A 14,317-nucleotide genomic window follows, 5' to 3' on the forward strand; every position below is an offset into this window, starting at 1 on the left:
TTATTCGTCCTTCCAGTCGATGGTGAAGGTCCCCTCCGGACCTGGTATGAGCGCAGCGTCGAAGAACTCGATCGCCTTCCGGATTGCAGTCATGTTCGGCTTGCTGCCGCGCTGTGCTCGGAGCGCGGCGCAGCTGGTGAAGTAAAGCCCTGTGCCCAGCTCGGCATCGAGAGCGCGAACCGAAATGCCGTCCTCCCTGGCTCGCTTGCGGATGGCGTCTGCCAGCGGCTCGCCGAGGATCTTCAGCGGCAGCTCGTGAGAATTGAACAGGGTGACGCCCAGCTCCTGGGCGCGTTTAGTGATGTCCCACTTCGTGCGGTGCGGCAGAATGTGGGAGATGCCGGTGGCACCCTTGGTCGCAGCAGCACGCCTGATCTCCTCGTCCTCGCCGCGGGTGAATGGCGGCCGGCGGTAGGTGAAGCCGGTAGAGCTGCGCTTACCCGAGACCGATTGCCTCGACCGGCCCGGCAGCAGCGCGTGCAGATCGTGCAATCTCAAATGCCGATTGCGCCTGATGATGTCGATCTCGGCATTGGTGTACTGCTTGCCGCATCTAACGAAGAAGCCGTCACCGGACCTCTCGGCACCAGAACTTTTCGAGGCACGACGGGCATTCGATGACTTCGCTGGATTTGTCGCCTTCTTCGTGGAAGTCGTAGTCGCAAAAGGGACAATCGAAGTGGGTTCTGATGTACCCGAGGACATGTTCTGAGCAGCTATCACGGAGGTCACTCATGTGCGGGCAAACCGCTTGTTGATGTCGACGAAACGCCGCTCTTGCCGGCGCTGCCGTCCTCGTTCTGATTTCGAGAACGGCTCGTGGTGTCGCTTCCAGGTGCTGGTTTCGAGCAGGAAGCGGAAGGCGGCGCCGATGGCGCGCTGCTCAGGATCTCCCTTGCAGCACGGGTGACGCATTCGGCGGTACTGTTGAAGCATTGGAGCGCTCCCTCTGCAGTCGACAGGCGAGATAGGGGCCAGTGCTGCCGGTCATCTCGCGCAGCTCCAGCGGTTTTGGGCAGCCGATCTCCCAGTTGCCGCACTGCTCGCACGTCCCACCGCGACCGCAGCTGTAAGTGCTGGTCACCTGTGTGCAGACGAGGCGAGGCAAGGGGAGATTGCTGTTGCCTTCGTCGCAGCCGGCGAGCAGCAACGCGGCGATAAAGATGATGGCTCGCTTCATGCGGCGAACCCCAGCTCGTGGCGATAACGCTGAGGCTTCCGCGCCTCGTACCAGAAGGCGATGCGCGGCGGCTCTTCGTAGACCGCGATTACGGTCGGCGCCCGGCCCGTCTTCTTGGTGTACCAGCTGGCCGATTTGCGGAGCGTCCGGCCACTCTCGCGGGCAGTGTCGATCAGCAGCAGCTCGAACTTGTCCGGGACATTGGCGCCGAACGGGATGAACGGGATGCCGAGGATGTGGGAGGCATAGACCGCGGCGACAGCGCCTGATCGGCCGGGGCCGGTGACGCAGCCGACATGCTCAACCCGCTGGTTGAAGAGGACGGTTCTGATGCGCTGAGCAAACTCAGCTTCGGAGACGATGCGGATGGTCATGCCACGGCTTTCTTGTCGATGGTGTCGATGATGCAGCGATGTTCCAGGGGATTGTGATCAGCCAGGAACTGCAGCGCTTTCTGGTGGTACTCGCTGCCGGCGTTGGCGTAGTCGACGACGAGGCGCCACGCTTCCAGGTCATCCCGGAGGCGGTCGCACTCATCGAGCTTCTGCAATTGCCAAGGGCCGTTCTCGCTGCCGTCGCAGTCGAAGATGCCCCAGCCCTGGTCGAAGGCGATGTTGTTGTCGAAGGAAACTCTGTCCGGCATGTCGATCTCCAAGGGGGAATGGTGCCCGCCCTCCGAGGAGGACGGGCAGTTGTTGGGATCAGCGGATGTTCTTGTTCAGCGCCCAGTACGGGTTGGTCCCGTCCTGCGGCTTGACGAACAGCGTCTGGTAGGCGTGGTCGCGGGTCTTGATGACCTCGACCTGGCGGGTGCCGAAGCGCTGGCGATAGGCCGACACGATCTGGCCCGGGGCGATCAGACGACCGCTCACCCACTTCGCATCCGGATGCGGCGGGGCAGTCTCGACGACCTCGGCCACGACCTCGTCGCCGGACTCGTCACCACCCTCGTCGTGCTCTTCTTCCTCGTTGAAGTCCGAGCCGTCGCCCTCGACGACTGTCGACTCGACGACGGCGCTGGCCGAGACGCGCGGCGGGATGGTGATCGGGAACACGCCGAACACGTCATCGTAGGCGTGGTTGCTCGCTCGATCGGCTGCGAACTGGGTGTCGTAGAGCGTCTCGTCGACAGAGAGGGCCCGATCCTCGTCGATGAACAGGCGAACGAACTTCGTCTGCGGTTCGGTCGAGATGTTCTCGAAGACCCAGTCGCCGCGGATGTCATCGCCGTCCAGGTCGAACTGGAGGACGACGCGCTCACCCTCGCTGTCGTGGTAGCCGGCGATCACGACCGGATGCGTGGCATCCGCCAGCACCGAGAGGATCACGACCTCCGTGAGGAAGTCCTGATTGTCGTCGGTCCGGAAGATCTCGAACGGCTTGTTGAAGTCGACCTTGCCGACCGGATACTTCGGCGGCGAGGGCGGGGCTTCCGGCGCCGGCAGCGCTTCGACAACCGGCTCTTCGGTCGTGATGGCGGCGAAGACTTCCTCGGTCGAGGTGTCAGCAGCGAAGACTTCCGAGGTCTCGGCGATCGGCGAACCGATAGCGGCGGCGAGCAGGGCGCCGTTGTCGATCTCGGTGGTCAGGCCCGAGGCTTCCGTGCCGGCAGCCTGGTCAGCCTGCAAGTCGGCTCGGTTGAGGTAGCCGGACATGCTGACGACGGATGCCGTCTCGGTTGGAGCGGGCAACAGGTTGGTCGGCTGCTGCTCGTTCGCGAGGACGAGACCGTAGGTGGACGTTTGGCCCATGGTGGGGTCCATTTGCAGTTCTCCTTTGGTGATTGCGGCCGACTGGTTGAGGTCACCCCGTCAGTGACGGCGGCCCGCGCTTGGATTGACGGGGTGTTTCGCTGCGCGCCTATAGACCGTCGTTTGCATTCTTTGCAAGTGTAGATTTGCATTTAAGCAAACGTTCAGGTATAGGGAGGCATGCAGAAAACTGAATTGGTCTATGGGTTACCTTGGCTCCAGACGAAGCCGGAACGCGCTATCTTCGATGAACTTCAGTTCGCCTGCGTCTATGCAGCCGGCCCCCTCGGGGGTCGGCCGCTACGGCTCGGCGCCTCGACCAACCTCAAGAAGCGGATCGAGTGCCTGCAGCCCGGCAGCTGGGAGCCGCTGAAGATCCATCATGCGATCTGGACCTCGAACGAGGCCTTCGCCGTCAGGATCTTCAACGATGCCGCCGCCATGTTCGACAAGGCAAACCGCCGCCTGGTTGGGGACTGGTTCGACGTGACGCCGGACTTCGCCATCCAGGCATTCCGGATCGCGGCCGAGAAGGCCAACATCAGCTTCATCTCGCATGACGCCATGCTGGACAGGGTCAGAGCCATCCGGGAGAAGCGCCTGAACAGCGGCATCGTGGTCCGTAAGCGCTAGTTCGGGTAGGCCCATCAGGCGGCTTCCTCATTGTCGTTGCAGGGCCGGCTCACGATCGGGAGCAGGCCAAGCATGTGAATGTCGAGAGTGATCGGCTCCACCCAGGTGAAGCCGGCACGGTCCCGATGCGTATGGTTGAAGGTGACGGTGTGGACGACGACGGTGCCGAACGGCAGGCGCTTGCCCGGAGGCAGACCGATCGCGAACATCAGTCTTCTCCCCAGCAGTCTTCGCAGTCGAGGTCTTCCAGCGCCTCGGGGAGCGGCTGGCCATCGGTCGCGGGCCAGAACGGTGCCGCGAACATGCCGGCGCCGTAGGTCACCTCGCCGCCATTGACGCCGATCTTGGCGGCCAGCGCCTTCGACATCTCGGTTCCGATCTTTTCGAGCTGATCGGTGTAGGCTTTGACCTCGTCCGGCATCTTGGCGCGGTACATCGCCTCGATCATCTCTCCGAGCCTCAGTTGGTAGGCCATTTGCAGTTCCCTTCGTTTGCATCAGGATTGCATGTCGTTTGCATTCAAGCAAGTGCTATTTCGCGAGTCCACCCAGAACGACAGCAAACGCTGCGGCCAGAAGGAGCGCGAGCCCCAGGTTTCGAACGCTGAGGAACTCGCGCGGGTCAGCCTGGAGTCTCAATTGATCTTCCTCATGAAGCCGATGTTGACCATCACGGCGCCGTACTTTTTGCAGAAGAAGCGGTCGCCCTTTTTGATCTCGACCAGCAGCTCTTCGAGGTGTGAGCGGACCCGCTGCGTTACGGACGGGATCAGCTTCGTGCGGTCGTACTCCATGTCCATGATGACGAAGATCGCGTTCATGGTGGCCGGAGCGTAGGTTTCGAAGTCGGCGCCCATCCGATCAGCGGCGCGCCGTGCGCCTCCGTCGATGAACTCGTAGCTCGACGAGCACTTCTGCAGGACAGCGTAGGAGATCGTTGCCAGGGCGACGAAATCCGCGTCGACGTTTTCGGCCTTGGCGGGAGAAGAGAAGGCAAGCGCCAGCGTTACCGCCAGCGCCGCAATTGCGCGCAGTTTCATCGTCGTAGTTCCTTGTCGGTTATGGTTGTCGTCGCTGCTTGTAGGAAGCGAGGATCATGTCCATCACCTCAGCGACTCGGAGGCGGGACTCTCGCAGTTCACGGACAGCCCGAAAGCGCAAAGCGCGGCCGATCTTGTCCAGCTGCATCACCGGCATGTCTTCATAGCCATGGCGGTAACGCGGAATGTGGGAGCCCTGGTCGATGACGACGCGCATCACCTTGAGCCAGGGATCGTTGAGGTCGGGGTTGGTCGGGCTCTTCTTGTGCGCCTTCTCCAGCCCATAGAGCTGGTTGGAGGCGAGATTGAAGAGGTCTCGAACGTTTCTGGTCGGGATGCCGGACACGGTCGACGTCCCGTTAGGGTGATGACTCACCCTGATAGCGAGGCGGGTCATTGGACTTCTCCGCAACCGTTGCAGACATAGGCGTTCTGGTCGGGTGTCCATTCCCACTCAGACTCGATGCCGGCGTCAGTGCAGTCGCAGCCGACATCCTCCGCCTCGTACACCGGCTCGGGATACTCGTTCATGCTGTTGTCCTCCTCTGGGGCGTCCAGCTTCCATGTCAGGTTGCCGTTGCCGTCGCAGTTCCAGTCGGTGACATGGCCGTCCTTGACCATGCAGCCGGTGTAGAAGCCGGGCGACTCCACCTTGGCGCACAGGGTGCATTTCGCTGTTGTGACCATCACTCGCCCTCCGGGTCGTCGAAGTGCTCGCCGCTATCGATCGTGAGCACGTCGACCAGTTGGACCGGGCCGCTCACGGTGAGGTCTTCCAGGAACTGGATGGCCGCATAGCAGCCGCCATCGCCCATCTCGTCGCCCTGGAAGATGCGCTCATGCTCGCCGCCGGACGGGTCGCGGTAGGTGATCTTGACCTTAACGCCCATTGGCTTCCTCCCGTCGCACCTCGGCATCGCGGATCTTCAGCAGCGCCAGGTCGAGATCATCCCGAAGCTTGCGGGCCTGGACGGTGTCCAGAACCTCGCAGCAGCGCGTGCCGCCCTTCGGACCGATCAGGTAGACGATGACGCGGTCGTTCGGATCGCGGTCGAATGACCCGCCGCTGGTGAAGCCGCTGATGAACTCACGCATCGTCGTCATCCTCGTCTTCCTCGTCGTCGACGGGGGTGAGCTGGTCGAACGTCCACTCGGCGCCGTTGTCGTCGAGGAAGACGGTCTTGCCGTCCTTGGTGGCGGTGACCTGATCGTCATAGAAGATCACCGTGCCGTCGCTGTCGTGGACGGGCGTTCCGTCATCCTCAATGCCGCTGATCCCGCAGCGGCCGGTCAGTCGCTCCAGCGTGCCGATGATGGCCGATCCGCTCGGCGAAACGTATTCGCGTGCCATCTCAGCCCTCCGACGACGTCAGCATGGTGGTGAACGTCTCGCCGTGAGAGTTCTCAACCTCGGACCAGTCGTCGATCAGCATGTTGAGGATGCCGACCAGTTCGAGCGGGACCGGCACGTAGCAGGGGTAGGCGTCCTGCTCCTGGTGCTCGGCGATGCCTTGCAGCCAGGTGTCGAGGCGGGCGCGGTTGGTAACCGGGATGCCTTCCTCGTCCAGCTCCTCGTCGGACGGGTGCTCGTCGATCCAGGTGATCAGATCACCCAGCTCGTCCGCACTGCCGATCGCCAGCATCCACGCCCTGTCGAGCTGCGCCTTCGGCAGCGACTCGAGGATGGTGCGGGCTTCGAGATCGACGTCGTTCATATCGCGGATGCGATAGCCGGCGTTGATCATGATGTCGCCGATGGCGGACAGTGTGTCGCTGTCCCACTCCACGCCATCCATCTGCTCCTGGATGGCAAGCATTGCCTGATGATCGTTCATTATGGCCTCTCGGGTTTGGCGATTTCGGTGTCGATGGTGGCGTCGATGACGTGTCCGTGGCGCCCGCGCTTCTGGTACCTGTCGTGATCGACGAGGAACCATTTCTCGACGTGCTGGCATTTGGCGACGACGCCGACCTTGCCCTTCGGCACCCAGTGCGCCCAATCGCCCCACGCCGCGTTGAGGACGAACTTGTCGCGGTTCTCGATCCAGAACAGCTTCTCGTCGCGGATGAGGGACTGGCCTTTCTCCAGCTTGACGCCGAAGAACTGCTCGTACTGGTCGGGGTGCCAGTGGCGGAACGTCTCGACAGCGATGTCGTACTCGCTCCGGTCAGGCTTGCCCTCGATCTTGATGATGCGCTGGAAGGCGATCGGGTGGATCATTGCGGCGATCGACCACTGACAGTCCTCCTCGTACCAGCCGGCCTCGGCTCGCATGTACTTCGGGACCGCCGCATTGCGCTCGCGGGACAGCTTGATGCCGCCGTGACCTGCGGTCGAGACGGACCAGATGCCAGGCGCCAGCTCGCGCTTGTCCTGGATGGCGCCCCACGGCGACGACTTGGGGCATTCGCAGCGCTCATACTGGGTCATCTCAGTCCTCGAATTTGATCTTGCGGAAAGCGAGATGGCTCTTCGCATAGGGGGTGATCTCGCCACGGTCGTAGGCGAGGGCGTAGGTCGGACAGCGGACGAACACGCAGTTCGATGGTTCGTCGTCCGAGTCGCTTTCGTCGTGCTCGGTGGTGAAGCCGAAGTGGCATTCGTCGAAGTGCTTGTCGCCCTTCCGCAGCGGTCGCCACCACCACTCGTCATCGTCGAGCGACCAGCCGGCATCGATCGCCACTTGATGGATGCGGTGGGCTTTCTCGATCAGGTCGAGGCACTTGAGTGCGGCGACGACCTGACTGCGACGGATGCCGTGCATCGACTGGATCACATGTCGGATGTCATGGGTGAACAGCGGTTGCATGATCAGTCCTGCGGGAAGTGGGCGACGATCGCCTCAAGCTGCGTGCAGAGCGTGTGATGGCCGACGAATTGTCCGGTCTGCCACCACAGCCACTGAAAGGTGAAGGGAAGATGCGGGCATGCATCGTTCCCTTCGAGGCCGGCTTGGAGTCCGGCGTCGTAGTAATCGAACGGGCTCATCGGAAGCCCGGACCAGCTGGAGTCAGGTCGTACTTCTCGCCGAGCCACTTCACGAATGCCGGCGGCGCCTCGCCTTGCTCGAAGGCGGAGAGCATCCGGCTATCGCTGGGATCGTCGCGGCTCTTGCGGTCGTCGGTGACCAGCTCCTCGTAAGCCCACTGCTGGCGGGCCTGGCTCTTGCAGTCATCCTCGTACCGCAGCCAGGCGAACTCCTGCGCCACCAGCTGGGCCGCGCTGTGAGCGTCGATCAGCCCGCCGCCGGTGTAGATGTAGTCGCCGCGATACATCGAAGCCTTGCCGTCCTTGCAGACAGCGTGCTTCAGCATCGCCGGGATCACCTCCCAGTCGTATGACCAGTAGCTGAAGAACTCCTCGTCGTTCGCGGTGAGGATGTCGTAAATCTCGAGACACCACAGGCCGAGAACGATCGACTGCGAGCGCATCTCGGCCGAGCCGCACTGCTCCCGCATCTCGATCCATTCCACGCGGATCGCGGCCATGGAATGCGGGTCCTTCTTGGCTGCCTTTTCGAGCTTCGCGACCTGCGCCTCGGTGCCGAGCGTCCACTCGTTGAGGCATTCCCACACGCAGAGGGCCGCCTCCACCTGCAAGGCGGTGTAGGTCTCGGGCTCTTTCTTCTTCCTAGCCATTGTCGATCTCCTCCAGCAGCTTGACTGCGTCGCCCTTGAGGGCATTGAGGTCGAGGCGCACGGGGATGCCGTGCATCACCTCGACGGGATTGACGAAAGCGCGAACGATCTTGAGCAGCCGATCGACCCGGTCCTTCGCTCGATCGAGCGGACCGTCGAGGTAGGCCAGCGAGTCGCATTCGGGGCAGCGTCCGCACGGCGATGCATCGCCCGGTGTCAGGCTGCAGTCGTCGATCTCGGCGCACTCGATCGCGGTGCCGGACCAGTCACAGCTGCTGCAACAGCAGACCAGCTGGTCGGGTGGGCCCATGAACGCGATCTCGGCGGAGTAGGTGTCGCCTTCGAGGTCAGCCATCAGCCCATCCTCGCTTTCAGCTTTTCATGGATCTCCGTCGCGACGCCGACCCATGCGTGGCCGTTGATCAGCGGCGTATTGACCGCAGCCGGCTCGGCCTTCGCGACCAGCTCCGACCACTTGTCGAGCGCATCGAGCACGAACAGGTGGGCGAGGGCGCCGTACTTGCTGTGCTCCATCAGCGATCGGACGAACGCGGTGTTCGTCTGTTGTCTTGTCGTCGCCATTTCGTCTCCTTTGCATTCAAACAATCGGTCGGACACGGCTCCGCTTTTCCTGAGTGTCAGGAAAAACTCGGCTTCGAATTGGTGTGGTTCGCGAGTGCTCTCTCCACCACTCCGCCCTATAGCCGCGGGGGGACACGGCATCGACGGAGCAGGTTTCCCTCCAACCACGCTGCATCCTTCGGGGAGCAGCAGGCCTCACAGTGTCCGCATGTGCGGCGTGCCGTATCACGCAAGGCAGGCGCTACACTGCGAGGGCATCGAATTGCACCAGCGGATTGGTTTGCCCGCCGCTGGTCGGGCTGTGCGTCCGGTCGCTCGCGGCTTCACCGGTCCAAAAAGCTCAGTCGTTCGGGGTCACAGTGGGGGTCGCTTACTTCATGGCCGTGCTCCGTCGTCGTTGCTGTAACTCGGGACCTTCGCCTTGCGCTTCTTGTTGGGCACAACGCGGGCCTTGTACTTCGGCGTCCGCAGATCACGAGCGATCGGCGAGCGTCGGCTCTGCGTCTTTCGCTTCTTCATGTCTCGAACTCCGGTGAAATTGAATGGCCGGATTGCGCCGGCCTCGCCACTGCGTTTGGGTCGCAGCAACCTATGAGCGGGTACCCATTTCTCCGGGCCGCAAACTTCTCATCATGGTCATGGGTGGCCATCATCGCCAGGCGCGGACGAAACACCGAAGCTAGGCCGTTTGAAAATGCGAGACGGGATGAAACCGCTACTCGCCTCGTCCTGCGGGATTTTCCCTTGCCTTTGTGTGCAGACCCACTTCAACCACACACAGGGACCTCAGGACTCGCTGGTGTTCGCCCAGCGAGGATTGATGCCGCGTCCGTCGATCGCCCAGCGGTTGGTCCGCCAGTAGAGATCGGCTTCGCAGTGACGGCGCTCGGCTGCACGGATGCGAGCCTGAAAATCTCTGAACTTCAGCTCTTCACGATCGTCCATGGCTTGCCTCCAGCTGCGCCAGCTCGGTTTCGAGCGGGTGGTAGTCCTCGAAGCGGGCATTGGCCCAGCCGTTGCGGGACATGTCCGACAGGATGCGGATCAGCGCCATGCGGCGGCGCTTGCGTTGCTTCTCGGTCATGGGTCCACCACACGGCTATGGATGACGCTGTGAAACCACTCGGTCACGTTGCCCCGATCGTCTTTGCAGTAGACGCGGCGCTCGTTGAACGACTGGACGGTGACCATCTCCTTGCGGAAGGTCGGGACCTTGTCACCGGGCTTCAGTTCCTGGCCGGTCGGTTCGCAGATCAGCCGCATCACAGCCTCCAGTGCTGCATGCGGGCACGCTGGTCCGCACGCTCATTGTCGTTGTCGGCCTTCGGATTGGCCCGGGTCAGCTCACTGCCCTTGCGCAGCCAGCGCTTGCGGTCGTCATCGCGGACCACGTACTCGTCGCCGTCGAGGACTTCCTTGACCTGCCCGACGAACGACCCTTTCGCGCCGACGCGGGCAGAGCGTACCCAATCATCCTTCTCGAACTTCATGCTCCGCCGAACCTTCCCATTTCCAGATCGAGGCTGTCGGTGTTCTCGTATGTGGCGATCAGCCGATAGACCCGGCCGTCCCTGATGTGCAGGGAGGCGAAGACGATGACGTCAGACTTCCTGCACTCCTCGAACGCCTTACGGGCGTCCGCCTCGAATGCGTAAGTGTCGGTGTAGGCCTCGGTCATCGAGACGTGCGTGACCTTGGCCGATTTGCGGACGGCGCCGTTCGCGGTGTCAGTCACAGCTCGCTCCCATGAACTTGCGGACGCCGGCCGCCAGCGCGGCGTCGTCGACGCCCTTGGCGATCAGACCTTCGGCGTGCCTGTGGAGCGCCGGGATCGACATCATCGGGATGACCATGCCGGTGACGGCACGTTGGATGCGGGCGTCGTCGAGCGCCTGCTGCTTCTTGGTGCGCTTCATGTCAGCTCCTTGCCGGGAATGCCGCCCGTTCGGACGTGCGCTTCGCAGTTGGGGTACACTCGGGCCTGATCCCGAATGTGCGGGATGATGATCTCGACGCGGGCCAGCTCGGCCTCGCGCTCGGTGGCGTACTGCTTGGCGTTGCTGCGCCAGATGTCCCAGGTGTTGGCCGTGCCCATCGGGTTGAACCGATCGGTCAGGTACAGCACCTCGCGCTTGCCGCTGTTGTCGGCCGGGATGCCGTTCCACCACACGACGACGAACGTGTCGGGATTGTTGACGCGGTCGATCGTTGCCTGGGACGCCGGCCGGAAGCCTTCGGGGAACTTCATCCGCTTGCTCCCGTGGCTTTCCACTCGTGCTTCGGGCAGTACTGCCAGCACTTCGGCTCCAGCGGGTCCGCGTCACGCAGGGCTTGCGCCTCCTTGTCCGTGACGCGGACCACCTCATCCGAAAGGATGTGTTTCAGGCACTTCATCTCAGACCCATTTGGCAAATGCCGCACGGCAGGCGCGGGCATCGTTGAAACTGCGAGCGGCGGCGCGGGCGATCCGCATGGACCGCATGCCGACCGACTCGATGACGCCATCGCGGCGGATGACGAACAGCGTGGGGACGGGACGAGGGACGCGGCGGATCACTGACATTGGCGCACCTCATCCCTGGCCATGTTGTGAGCCAGCAGCAGGAGATCGGAGATCAGGACGTGCAGATCGTCCCGGGTGATGGTCGGGGCCGTCCTGAAGTTGAGGTCGACCGTGGATTTGCCGTGACCGGCGGTGGTCGCGCGGACGGTCGCTTCGAAGAACCGGGTCTGCATGTCACGCTCCCGCACAGGTCAGAGCGAAGCGGGCGGACCCGACCTTCGCGATGTTCTTGATGTGGACGAGCTGGCCGTGCTCGCGGGCGTCGGCGACGTAGTCCTCGCCCCAATGCAGGGCGAGGGCCGGGGCGTTCGCCTCGAAGTCATCCCATTTGACGCGGCCGAAGTCCGGGTTGCTCTCCCAGACCTTCACGAACGTGCCGCGCCGCTGCGGGCCGGACCCGGTGAACTGGCCGGTGTTCTTCAGGAAGGCTGCGGCGTAGGCGACGCGGTCGCCCGGTGCTGGCGCTGACATTCACGCCTCCACCGATTGCCAGCCAGCCGGTATCCGGCCGCGCGCCGCGACCTGATCGACAGCCGACACGTCCAGCTTGAAGAGGCTGGCGACGCCCTTCAGGTGATCGGCGAGCCGGTCGTAATCCCAGCCACGGTGAAACCAGTTGTCGCGCTCGTCGTGAACGCTCTGGAGGCGGGTGAGCAGCCGCTGATGCTCCTTGAACCACGGTGGCACGACCTGACCGAAATGCTCGATCAGATTGTTGACCGCGTTGCCGCCGGAGTTGGGCTTGTAGAACGGCATCTCGGACATGTCGTCCATCCGCGGATCGTACCTGTCGTCCGGGATGAAGTTGCCGGCGATGCAGCAGCGACCGGTCGGGTCGCGGTACATGCACATGTCGTCAAGGCCGGTCGACGGGCCGGGGGACGTGGCGAAGAACGCACAGGCAGTGTCGAACACTTCCTGAGCAGTGGGTGTGTTGGTGAAAACGTGGGGCATGGGATGTCCTGTCAGGTGCTCGTGGGGGACGACAGCAGCTCGCGGAGGGCGTCGGCGCGGGTCCAGCAGTCCGACGCATTGCCGACCTCGTTCCATTGGAACGTGTGGGTCAGGGCCTTGTGCTCGGCCGCCTCGATCTCGGCGCCGATCTCGGCCGCGCTCTTGCCGGTGGCCCAGCTGAGAGCGTTGTATCGGGCGTAGGATTGACCGCGCATCGCCCGTCCTCAGAACTGGTAGACGTTGTTCTGGGTGACGATCAGCCGGCGCTCGAAGTCGATCGAGCGGAGGGCGGAGGTGATGGTCACTTCCCCCTTGGCGCCGCCGCGCTCGTCGTGGTCCTCGCCCATCTCGACGCGGGCCTTGATGACGCCGGACAGTGGTATCCGCTCGATCGGCGCGCCGATGCAGTCAGTGAAACCGAGAAGCTTGCAGGAGAACATGCGCATGGGGTGGCTCCGTTGGTGCGCGGTCAATGCACGAATGCAAACGCAAATGCAAGTGCAAATGCGCCCTAATTCGAGCAAATTCGTATGAGATAAGGAGGGGGTTCCGAGGGCAGATTCACCGCCCCGGAAATTCGAGAATAATTCCCGAGAAAATGGGCCGAGCGACAATAACCGGACGGCCCGGGGTATTTTCGAAGGCCGCCTCCAGCTCCTCGATCGTGCCCATGAGCACGGGGACAGAGGCTCCTCTTTGAGAGAGGACACAGGCCGCCTCAGCCAGTATTGCCGACTGGACGGGGGTGATGCCGGACCTGCCCGAGTAGGCACGGTACAGCGCATCGAGACGAGCACGCATCGGTTCCTCCGGTGATGTGAGACGGGGCGGAAAGCCCTGCGAGACAGGCACTTCCCAAGACGACGACGAACGAAATCGGGGCCGCCCATCGAGGGCCGCCGGCGCAACTCAATCCCAAGCCAGTGACCTACAGGCAGGGAGAGATGCAGGGGACAGAGAGGGAGGGAGAGGCACTGTACCTGGCCTCATCGACCTCACCGGTCAGACGCAGATTCTCGACTTTCGGATGCAAACGGCCTGCAAACCGCAGAGATCGGCCGCGTCGACCTTACCCTGCACATAAAAGCACATTTGCATTTTCGCGATTTCCAGCCCTATCGGACACTAAATCTAGTGCCGTACATGCCAAAATCGGTACCTCAGTCCGCAAATCAGGGGTGGAGAGCCCATTTTCAGGGGTCCACCCACTAGATGTTGAATATTCAGGGGTGCAGCGACCCCATCAGGATGCCAGCGAAGGCGAACGCCATCAGGATCAGGGCGCCGGTTGCGAGATCCACGCGGGTGTTGAGCAGCTTCATCATGGCGGATCCTTCAGGCGTACCTGGCGAGGGGCTTCTCGCTCACGGGGTGGTGGACGGTGCCGTCCTTGATGGTCACGCGATCGGCGGACCAGACGGTTGCGGGGGCGTTCAGCGAGGCGTGGCGTTGGGCGAAGTGCAGATCGCCGAAGGGTTCGCACTCGGACCGGCCTGACCGGAACGTTTGAACGATGAAGCGGGGCACCTCGGTACGGGGCTTGGCCTGTGTGACCGTGGGGCGGGCCGCGGGTTTTTCCCGAGGGTCAGGAAAAACTCGAGGAGCGGTCGCGTCCGCTTTCTGGATGGTCGCAGTCACGAGCGAGCGCAGGTATCCGGTCTGACGAGCGGTCAGCATGGCGTGGTCTCCGGTGAGTGGCGGGTGGAAGCGCGTTCAGCGCTGAGCGAAGCGGGCCTTGCGACGGGCATAGCCGGGCGTCGGAGGCTGGAAGCGGGGGCCAGTGAATGGCGTGTAACGCAGGTGGGGCTCTTTGGCCTCGAAGTGGGTATCGGCCCATGTACGGCGGGCGAGCTCGATCCTGTGCTGGCCTGCGAGCGTCTCGGGGCTGACTTCCGCTTCCGGGATCATGAGGCGGGTCTCAGCCAGTGTGGTCCGGCTCTCTTCGCCGCTCTTGGGCGTGATGAGCATTTCCCGAC

38 protein-coding genes are annotated in these 14,317 nt (G+C 63.0%); 1 reads left to right on the forward strand and 37 read right to left on the reverse strand.

The window, feature by feature from the left end:
* From ACVWYP_RS24655 to ACVWYP_RS24675, 5 genes are all read right to left on the reverse strand, one after another.
* A complete protein-coding gene (locus tag ACVWYP_RS24655; protein WP_456684165.1) occupies nucleotides 1-705 on the reverse strand; it encodes a hypothetical protein in 705 nt (234 codons plus the stop codon).
* A 27-nt stretch (nucleotides 706-732) separates the two neighbouring features.
* Nucleotides 733-936 carry a hypothetical protein gene (locus tag ACVWYP_RS24660; RefSeq protein WP_456684166.1) on the reverse strand — a complete coding sequence of 68 codons (204 nt, stop codon included), beginning with the start codon at nucleotides 934-936 and terminating at the stop codon, nucleotides 733-735.
* Between the two features lie 240 nt (nucleotides 937-1,176).
* Nucleotides 1,177-1,554: a hypothetical protein gene (locus ACVWYP_RS24665; RefSeq protein WP_028344207.1), complete on the reverse strand. Its 378-nt coding sequence runs from the start codon at nucleotides 1,552-1,554 to the stop codon at nucleotides 1,177-1,179.
* Entirely contained in the window at nucleotides 1,551-1,835 is a 285-nt protein-coding gene (locus tag ACVWYP_RS24670; RefSeq protein WP_028344206.1) for a hypothetical protein, read from the reverse strand. Before ACVWYP_RS24670 ends, ACVWYP_RS24665 begins: the two co-directional genes overlap by 4 nt.
* A gap of 46 nt (nucleotides 1,836-1,881) precedes the next feature.
* Entirely contained in the window at nucleotides 1,882-2,943 is a 1,062-nt protein-coding gene (locus ACVWYP_RS24675; protein WP_456684167.1) for a hypothetical protein, read from the reverse strand.
* A gap of 168 nt (nucleotides 2,944-3,111) precedes the next feature.
* Between ACVWYP_RS24675 and ACVWYP_RS24680 the strand changes: the two genes are divergently transcribed.
* A complete protein-coding gene (locus ACVWYP_RS24680) occupies nucleotides 3,112-3,564 on the forward strand; it encodes a hypothetical protein (RefSeq protein ID WP_172647878.1) in 453 nt (150 codons plus the stop codon).
* A 14-nt stretch (nucleotides 3,565-3,578) separates the two neighbouring features.
* Here the strand turns inward: ACVWYP_RS24680 and ACVWYP_RS24685 are convergent, their stop codons facing one another.
* The 32 genes from ACVWYP_RS24685 to ACVWYP_RS24840 all read right to left on the reverse strand — a co-directional run bounded on the left by ACVWYP_RS24685 (nucleotide 3,579) and on the right by ACVWYP_RS24840 (nucleotide 14,309).
* The gene (locus ACVWYP_RS24685) at nucleotides 3,579-3,773 is read right to left on the reverse strand and encodes a hypothetical protein (protein ID WP_304486780.1); all 195 of its coding nucleotides are present in this window, start codon (nucleotides 3,771-3,773) and stop codon (nucleotides 3,579-3,581) included.
* Nucleotides 3,773-4,039, reverse strand: coding sequence for a hypothetical protein (locus ACVWYP_RS24690; protein ID WP_172647880.1), 267 nt, complete (start codon nucleotides 4,037-4,039; stop codon nucleotides 3,773-3,775). Before ACVWYP_RS24690 ends, ACVWYP_RS24685 begins: the two co-directional genes overlap by 1 nt.
* A gap of 159 nt (nucleotides 4,040-4,198) precedes the next feature.
* Complete coding sequence (locus ACVWYP_RS24695) at nucleotides 4,199-4,603, reverse strand: hypothetical protein (RefSeq protein WP_259265700.1); 405 nt, start codon at nucleotides 4,601-4,603, stop codon at nucleotides 4,199-4,201.
* A gap of 19 nt (nucleotides 4,604-4,622) precedes the next feature.
* On the reverse strand, nucleotides 4,623-5,000 hold the full coding sequence (locus ACVWYP_RS24700) for a hypothetical protein (protein WP_456684168.1): 378 nt from the start codon (nucleotides 4,998-5,000) through the stop codon (nucleotides 4,623-4,625).
* On the reverse strand, nucleotides 4,997-5,293 hold the full coding sequence (locus ACVWYP_RS24705; protein WP_456684169.1) for a hypothetical protein: 297 nt from the start codon (nucleotides 5,291-5,293) through the stop codon (nucleotides 4,997-4,999). Before ACVWYP_RS24705 ends, ACVWYP_RS24700 begins: the two co-directional genes overlap by 4 nt.
* A complete protein-coding gene (locus ACVWYP_RS24710) occupies nucleotides 5,290-5,493 on the reverse strand; it encodes a hypothetical protein (protein WP_172647884.1) in 204 nt (67 codons plus the stop codon). The genes ACVWYP_RS24705 and ACVWYP_RS24710 overlap by 4 nt, the downstream gene beginning before the upstream one ends.
* Nucleotides 5,483-5,707, reverse strand: coding sequence for a hypothetical protein (locus ACVWYP_RS24715; RefSeq protein ID WP_259242896.1), 225 nt, complete (start codon nucleotides 5,705-5,707; stop codon nucleotides 5,483-5,485). Before ACVWYP_RS24715 ends, ACVWYP_RS24710 begins: the two co-directional genes overlap by 11 nt.
* A complete protein-coding gene (locus ACVWYP_RS24720) occupies nucleotides 5,691-5,954 on the reverse strand; it encodes a hypothetical protein (RefSeq protein WP_028344196.1) in 264 nt (87 codons plus the stop codon). The genes ACVWYP_RS24715 and ACVWYP_RS24720 overlap by 17 nt, the downstream gene beginning before the upstream one ends.
* Nucleotide 5,955: 1 nt before the next feature.
* A complete protein-coding gene (locus tag ACVWYP_RS24725) occupies nucleotides 5,956-6,438 on the reverse strand; it encodes a hypothetical protein (protein ID WP_259265699.1) in 483 nt (160 codons plus the stop codon).
* Entirely contained in the window at nucleotides 6,438-7,034 is a 597-nt protein-coding gene (locus ACVWYP_RS24730) for a DUF7007 domain-containing protein (RefSeq protein WP_456684170.1), read from the reverse strand. Before ACVWYP_RS24730 ends, ACVWYP_RS24725 begins: the two co-directional genes overlap by 1 nt.
* A gap of 1 nt (nucleotide 7,035) precedes the next feature.
* On the reverse strand, nucleotides 7,036-7,413 hold the full coding sequence (locus ACVWYP_RS24735) for a hypothetical protein (protein WP_259242903.1): 378 nt from the start codon (nucleotides 7,411-7,413) through the stop codon (nucleotides 7,036-7,038).
* Between the two features lie 2 nt (nucleotides 7,414-7,415).
* Nucleotides 7,416-7,592, reverse strand: coding sequence for a hypothetical protein (locus ACVWYP_RS24740; RefSeq protein WP_259242905.1), 177 nt, complete (start codon nucleotides 7,590-7,592; stop codon nucleotides 7,416-7,418).
* Complete coding sequence (locus tag ACVWYP_RS24745; protein ID WP_259242906.1) at nucleotides 7,589-8,242, reverse strand: hypothetical protein; 654 nt, start codon at nucleotides 8,240-8,242, stop codon at nucleotides 7,589-7,591. The genes ACVWYP_RS24740 and ACVWYP_RS24745 overlap by 4 nt, the downstream gene beginning before the upstream one ends.
* The gene (locus ACVWYP_RS24750) at nucleotides 8,235-8,597 is read right to left on the reverse strand and encodes a hypothetical protein (RefSeq protein ID WP_259242908.1); all 363 of its coding nucleotides are present in this window, start codon (nucleotides 8,595-8,597) and stop codon (nucleotides 8,235-8,237) included. The genes ACVWYP_RS24745 and ACVWYP_RS24750 overlap by 8 nt, the downstream gene beginning before the upstream one ends.
* A complete protein-coding gene (locus ACVWYP_RS24755; protein WP_259242910.1) occupies nucleotides 8,597-8,860 on the reverse strand; it encodes a hypothetical protein in 264 nt (87 codons plus the stop codon). Before ACVWYP_RS24755 ends, ACVWYP_RS24750 begins: the two co-directional genes overlap by 1 nt.
* A gap of 339 nt (nucleotides 8,861-9,199) precedes the next feature.
* Nucleotides 9,200-9,343 carry a hypothetical protein gene (locus ACVWYP_RS24760; protein ID WP_194483173.1) on the reverse strand — a complete coding sequence of 48 codons (144 nt, stop codon included), beginning with the start codon at nucleotides 9,341-9,343 and terminating at the stop codon, nucleotides 9,200-9,202.
* Between the two features lie 267 nt (nucleotides 9,344-9,610).
* Nucleotides 9,611-9,769 carry a hypothetical protein gene (locus ACVWYP_RS24765; protein WP_194483172.1) on the reverse strand — a complete coding sequence of 53 codons (159 nt, stop codon included), beginning with the start codon at nucleotides 9,767-9,769 and terminating at the stop codon, nucleotides 9,611-9,613.
* A complete protein-coding gene (locus tag ACVWYP_RS24770) occupies nucleotides 9,756-9,908 on the reverse strand; it encodes a hypothetical protein (RefSeq protein ID WP_194483171.1) in 153 nt (50 codons plus the stop codon). The genes ACVWYP_RS24765 and ACVWYP_RS24770 overlap by 14 nt, the downstream gene beginning before the upstream one ends.
* Entirely contained in the window at nucleotides 9,905-10,087 is a 183-nt protein-coding gene (locus ACVWYP_RS24775; RefSeq protein ID WP_259242916.1) for a hypothetical protein, read from the reverse strand. The genes ACVWYP_RS24770 and ACVWYP_RS24775 overlap by 4 nt, the downstream gene beginning before the upstream one ends.
* Nucleotides 10,087-10,314 carry a hypothetical protein gene (locus ACVWYP_RS24780; RefSeq protein ID WP_028344188.1) on the reverse strand — a complete coding sequence of 76 codons (228 nt, stop codon included), beginning with the start codon at nucleotides 10,312-10,314 and terminating at the stop codon, nucleotides 10,087-10,089. Before ACVWYP_RS24780 ends, ACVWYP_RS24775 begins: the two co-directional genes overlap by 1 nt.
* Nucleotides 10,311-10,559, reverse strand: a complete 249-nt coding sequence (locus tag ACVWYP_RS24785; RefSeq protein ID WP_194483168.1) for a hypothetical protein — start codon at nucleotides 10,557-10,559, stop codon at nucleotides 10,311-10,313. Before ACVWYP_RS24785 ends, ACVWYP_RS24780 begins: the two co-directional genes overlap by 4 nt.
* On the reverse strand, nucleotides 10,552-10,740 hold the full coding sequence (locus ACVWYP_RS24790) for a hypothetical protein (RefSeq protein ID WP_028344186.1): 189 nt from the start codon (nucleotides 10,738-10,740) through the stop codon (nucleotides 10,552-10,554). The genes ACVWYP_RS24785 and ACVWYP_RS24790 overlap by 8 nt, the downstream gene beginning before the upstream one ends.
* The gene (locus ACVWYP_RS24795) at nucleotides 10,737-11,072 is read right to left on the reverse strand and encodes a hypothetical protein (RefSeq protein WP_194483167.1); all 336 of its coding nucleotides are present in this window, start codon (nucleotides 11,070-11,072) and stop codon (nucleotides 10,737-10,739) included. Before ACVWYP_RS24795 ends, ACVWYP_RS24790 begins: the two co-directional genes overlap by 4 nt.
* A gap of 147 nt (nucleotides 11,073-11,219) precedes the next feature.
* A complete protein-coding gene (locus tag ACVWYP_RS24800) occupies nucleotides 11,220-11,387 on the reverse strand; it encodes a hypothetical protein (protein WP_194483166.1) in 168 nt (55 codons plus the stop codon).
* Complete coding sequence (locus tag ACVWYP_RS24805; protein ID WP_028344184.1) at nucleotides 11,378-11,560, reverse strand: hypothetical protein; 183 nt, start codon at nucleotides 11,558-11,560, stop codon at nucleotides 11,378-11,380. Before ACVWYP_RS24805 ends, ACVWYP_RS24800 begins: the two co-directional genes overlap by 10 nt.
* A gap of 1 nt (nucleotide 11,561) precedes the next feature.
* On the reverse strand, nucleotides 11,562-11,858 hold the full coding sequence (locus ACVWYP_RS24810) for a hypothetical protein (RefSeq protein ID WP_194483165.1): 297 nt from the start codon (nucleotides 11,856-11,858) through the stop codon (nucleotides 11,562-11,564).
* A complete protein-coding gene (locus ACVWYP_RS24815) occupies nucleotides 11,859-12,341 on the reverse strand; it encodes an RNA-binding protein (protein ID WP_172647892.1) in 483 nt (160 codons plus the stop codon). It lies immediately after the preceding gene.
* An 11-nt stretch (nucleotides 12,342-12,352) separates the two neighbouring features.
* Nucleotides 12,353-12,556 carry a hypothetical protein gene (locus ACVWYP_RS24820; RefSeq protein ID WP_028344181.1) on the reverse strand — a complete coding sequence of 68 codons (204 nt, stop codon included), beginning with the start codon at nucleotides 12,554-12,556 and terminating at the stop codon, nucleotides 12,353-12,355.
* Nucleotides 12,557-12,565: 9 nt separating this feature from the next.
* On the reverse strand, nucleotides 12,566-12,787 hold the full coding sequence (locus tag ACVWYP_RS24825; RefSeq protein WP_259242930.1) for a hypothetical protein: 222 nt from the start codon (nucleotides 12,785-12,787) through the stop codon (nucleotides 12,566-12,568).
* Nucleotides 12,788-12,902: 115 nt separating this feature from the next.
* Nucleotides 12,903-13,142 carry a hypothetical protein gene (locus ACVWYP_RS24830; RefSeq protein ID WP_028344179.1) on the reverse strand — a complete coding sequence of 80 codons (240 nt, stop codon included), beginning with the start codon at nucleotides 13,140-13,142 and terminating at the stop codon, nucleotides 12,903-12,905.
* Nucleotides 13,143-13,676: 534 nt separating this feature from the next.
* A complete protein-coding gene (locus ACVWYP_RS24835; RefSeq protein ID WP_259242932.1) occupies nucleotides 13,677-14,018 on the reverse strand; it encodes a hypothetical protein in 342 nt (113 codons plus the stop codon).
* Nucleotides 14,019-14,054: 36 nt separating this feature from the next.
* Nucleotides 14,055-14,309 (reverse strand): hypothetical protein, encoded by a 255-nt coding sequence (locus ACVWYP_RS24840; protein WP_172647895.1) that lies wholly within the window; start codon nucleotides 14,307-14,309, stop codon nucleotides 14,055-14,057.
* Nucleotides 14,310-14,317: the final 8 nt, after the last annotated feature.

This window comes from Bradyrhizobium sp. USDA 3262, from assembly GCF_054060035.1.

Coding starts and splice junctions, on each gene's coding strand:
- ACVWYP_RS24655 (WP_456684165.1), bottom strand. CDS start 705: ATGTCCTCGGGTACATCAGAACCCACTTCGATTGTCCCTTTTGCGACT.
- ACVWYP_RS24660 (WP_456684166.1), bottom strand. CDS start 936: ATGCTTCAACAGTACCGCCGAATGCGTCACCCGTGCTGCAAGGGAGAT.
- ACVWYP_RS24665 (WP_028344207.1), bottom strand. CDS start 1,554: ATGACCATCCGCATCGTCTCCGAAGCTGAGTTTGCTCAGCGCATCAGA.
- ACVWYP_RS24675 (WP_456684167.1), bottom strand. CDS start 2,943: ATGGACCCCACCATGGGCCAAACGTCCACCTACGGTCTCGTCCTCGCG.
- ACVWYP_RS24680 (WP_172647878.1), top strand. CDS start 3,112: ATGCAGAAAACTGAATTGGTCTATGGGTTACCTTGGCTCCAGACGAAG.
- ACVWYP_RS24685 (WP_304486780.1), bottom strand. CDS start 3,773: ATGTTCGCGATCGGTCTGCCTCCGGGCAAGCGCCTGCCGTTCGGCACC.
- ACVWYP_RS24690 (WP_172647880.1), bottom strand. CDS start 4,039: ATGGCCTACCAACTGAGGCTCGGAGAGATGATCGAGGCGATGTACCGC.
- ACVWYP_RS24695 (WP_259265700.1), bottom strand. CDS start 4,603: ATGAAACTGCGCGCAATTGCGGCGCTGGCGGTAACGCTGGCGCTTGCC.
- ACVWYP_RS24700 (WP_456684168.1), bottom strand. CDS start 5,000: ATGACCCGCCTCGCTATCAGGGTGAGTCATCACCCTAACGGGACGTCG.
- ACVWYP_RS24710 (WP_172647884.1), bottom strand. CDS start 5,493: ATGGGCGTTAAGGTCAAGATCACCTACCGCGACCCGTCCGGCGGCGAG.
- ACVWYP_RS24715 (WP_259242896.1), bottom strand. CDS start 5,707: ATGACGACGATGCGTGAGTTCATCAGCGGCTTCACCAGCGGCGGGTCA.
- ACVWYP_RS24720 (WP_028344196.1), bottom strand. CDS start 5,954: ATGGCACGCGAATACGTTTCGCCGAGCGGATCGGCCATCATCGGCACG.
- ACVWYP_RS24725 (WP_259265699.1), bottom strand. CDS start 6,438: ATGAACGATCATCAGGCAATGCTTGCCATCCAGGAGCAGATGGATGGC.
- ACVWYP_RS24730 (WP_456684170.1), bottom strand. CDS start 7,034: ATGACCCAGTATGAGCGCTGCGAATGCCCCAAGTCGTCGCCGTGGGGC.
- ACVWYP_RS24735 (WP_259242903.1), bottom strand. CDS start 7,413: ATGCAACCGCTGTTCACCCATGACATCCGACATGTGATCCAGTCGATG.
- ACVWYP_RS24740 (WP_259242905.1), bottom strand. CDS start 7,592: ATGAGCCCGTTCGATTACTACGACGCCGGACTCCAAGCCGGCCTCGAA.
- ACVWYP_RS24745 (WP_259242906.1), bottom strand. CDS start 8,242: ATGGCTAGGAAGAAGAAAGAGCCCGAGACCTACACCGCCTTGCAGGTG.
- ACVWYP_RS24750 (WP_259242908.1), bottom strand. CDS start 8,597: ATGGCTGACCTCGAAGGCGACACCTACTCCGCCGAGATCGCGTTCATG.
- ACVWYP_RS24760 (WP_194483173.1), bottom strand. CDS start 9,343: ATGAAGAAGCGAAAGACGCAGAGCCGACGCTCGCCGATCGCTCGTGAT.
- ACVWYP_RS24765 (WP_194483172.1), bottom strand. CDS start 9,769: ATGGACGATCGTGAAGAGCTGAAGTTCAGAGATTTTCAGGCTCGCATC.
- ACVWYP_RS24770 (WP_194483171.1), bottom strand. CDS start 9,908: ATGACCGAGAAGCAACGCAAGCGCCGCCGCATGGCGCTGATCCGCATC.
- ACVWYP_RS24775 (WP_259242916.1), bottom strand. CDS start 10,087: ATGCGGCTGATCTGCGAACCGACCGGCCAGGAACTGAAGCCCGGTGAC.
- ACVWYP_RS24780 (WP_028344188.1), bottom strand. CDS start 10,314: ATGAAGTTCGAGAAGGATGATTGGGTACGCTCTGCCCGCGTCGGCGCG.
- ACVWYP_RS24790 (WP_028344186.1), bottom strand. CDS start 10,740: ATGAAGCGCACCAAGAAGCAGCAGGCGCTCGACGACGCCCGCATCCAA.
- ACVWYP_RS24795 (WP_194483167.1), bottom strand. CDS start 11,072: ATGAAGTTCCCCGAAGGCTTCCGGCCGGCGTCCCAGGCAACGATCGAC.
- ACVWYP_RS24800 (WP_194483166.1), bottom strand. CDS start 11,387: ATGTCAGTGATCCGCCGCGTCCCTCGTCCCGTCCCCACGCTGTTCGTC.
- ACVWYP_RS24805 (WP_028344184.1), bottom strand. CDS start 11,560: ATGCAGACCCGGTTCTTCGAAGCGACCGTCCGCGCGACCACCGCCGGT.
- ACVWYP_RS24810 (WP_194483165.1), bottom strand. CDS start 11,858: ATGTCAGCGCCAGCACCGGGCGACCGCGTCGCCTACGCCGCAGCCTTC.
- ACVWYP_RS24815 (WP_172647892.1), bottom strand. CDS start 12,341: ATGCCCCACGTTTTCACCAACACACCCACTGCTCAGGAAGTGTTCGAC.
- ACVWYP_RS24820 (WP_028344181.1), bottom strand. CDS start 12,556: ATGCGCGGTCAATCCTACGCCCGATACAACGCTCTCAGCTGGGCCACC.
- ACVWYP_RS24825 (WP_259242930.1), bottom strand. CDS start 12,787: ATGCGCATGTTCTCCTGCAAGCTTCTCGGTTTCACTGACTGCATCGGC.
- ACVWYP_RS24830 (WP_028344179.1), bottom strand. CDS start 13,142: ATGCGTGCTCGTCTCGATGCGCTGTACCGTGCCTACTCGGGCAGGTCC.
- ACVWYP_RS24835 (WP_259242932.1), bottom strand. CDS start 14,018: ATGCTGACCGCTCGTCAGACCGGATACCTGCGCTCGCTCGTGACTGCG.
- ACVWYP_RS24840 (WP_172647895.1), bottom strand. CDS start 14,309: ATGCTCATCACGCCCAAGAGCGGCGAAGAGAGCCGGACCACACTGGCT.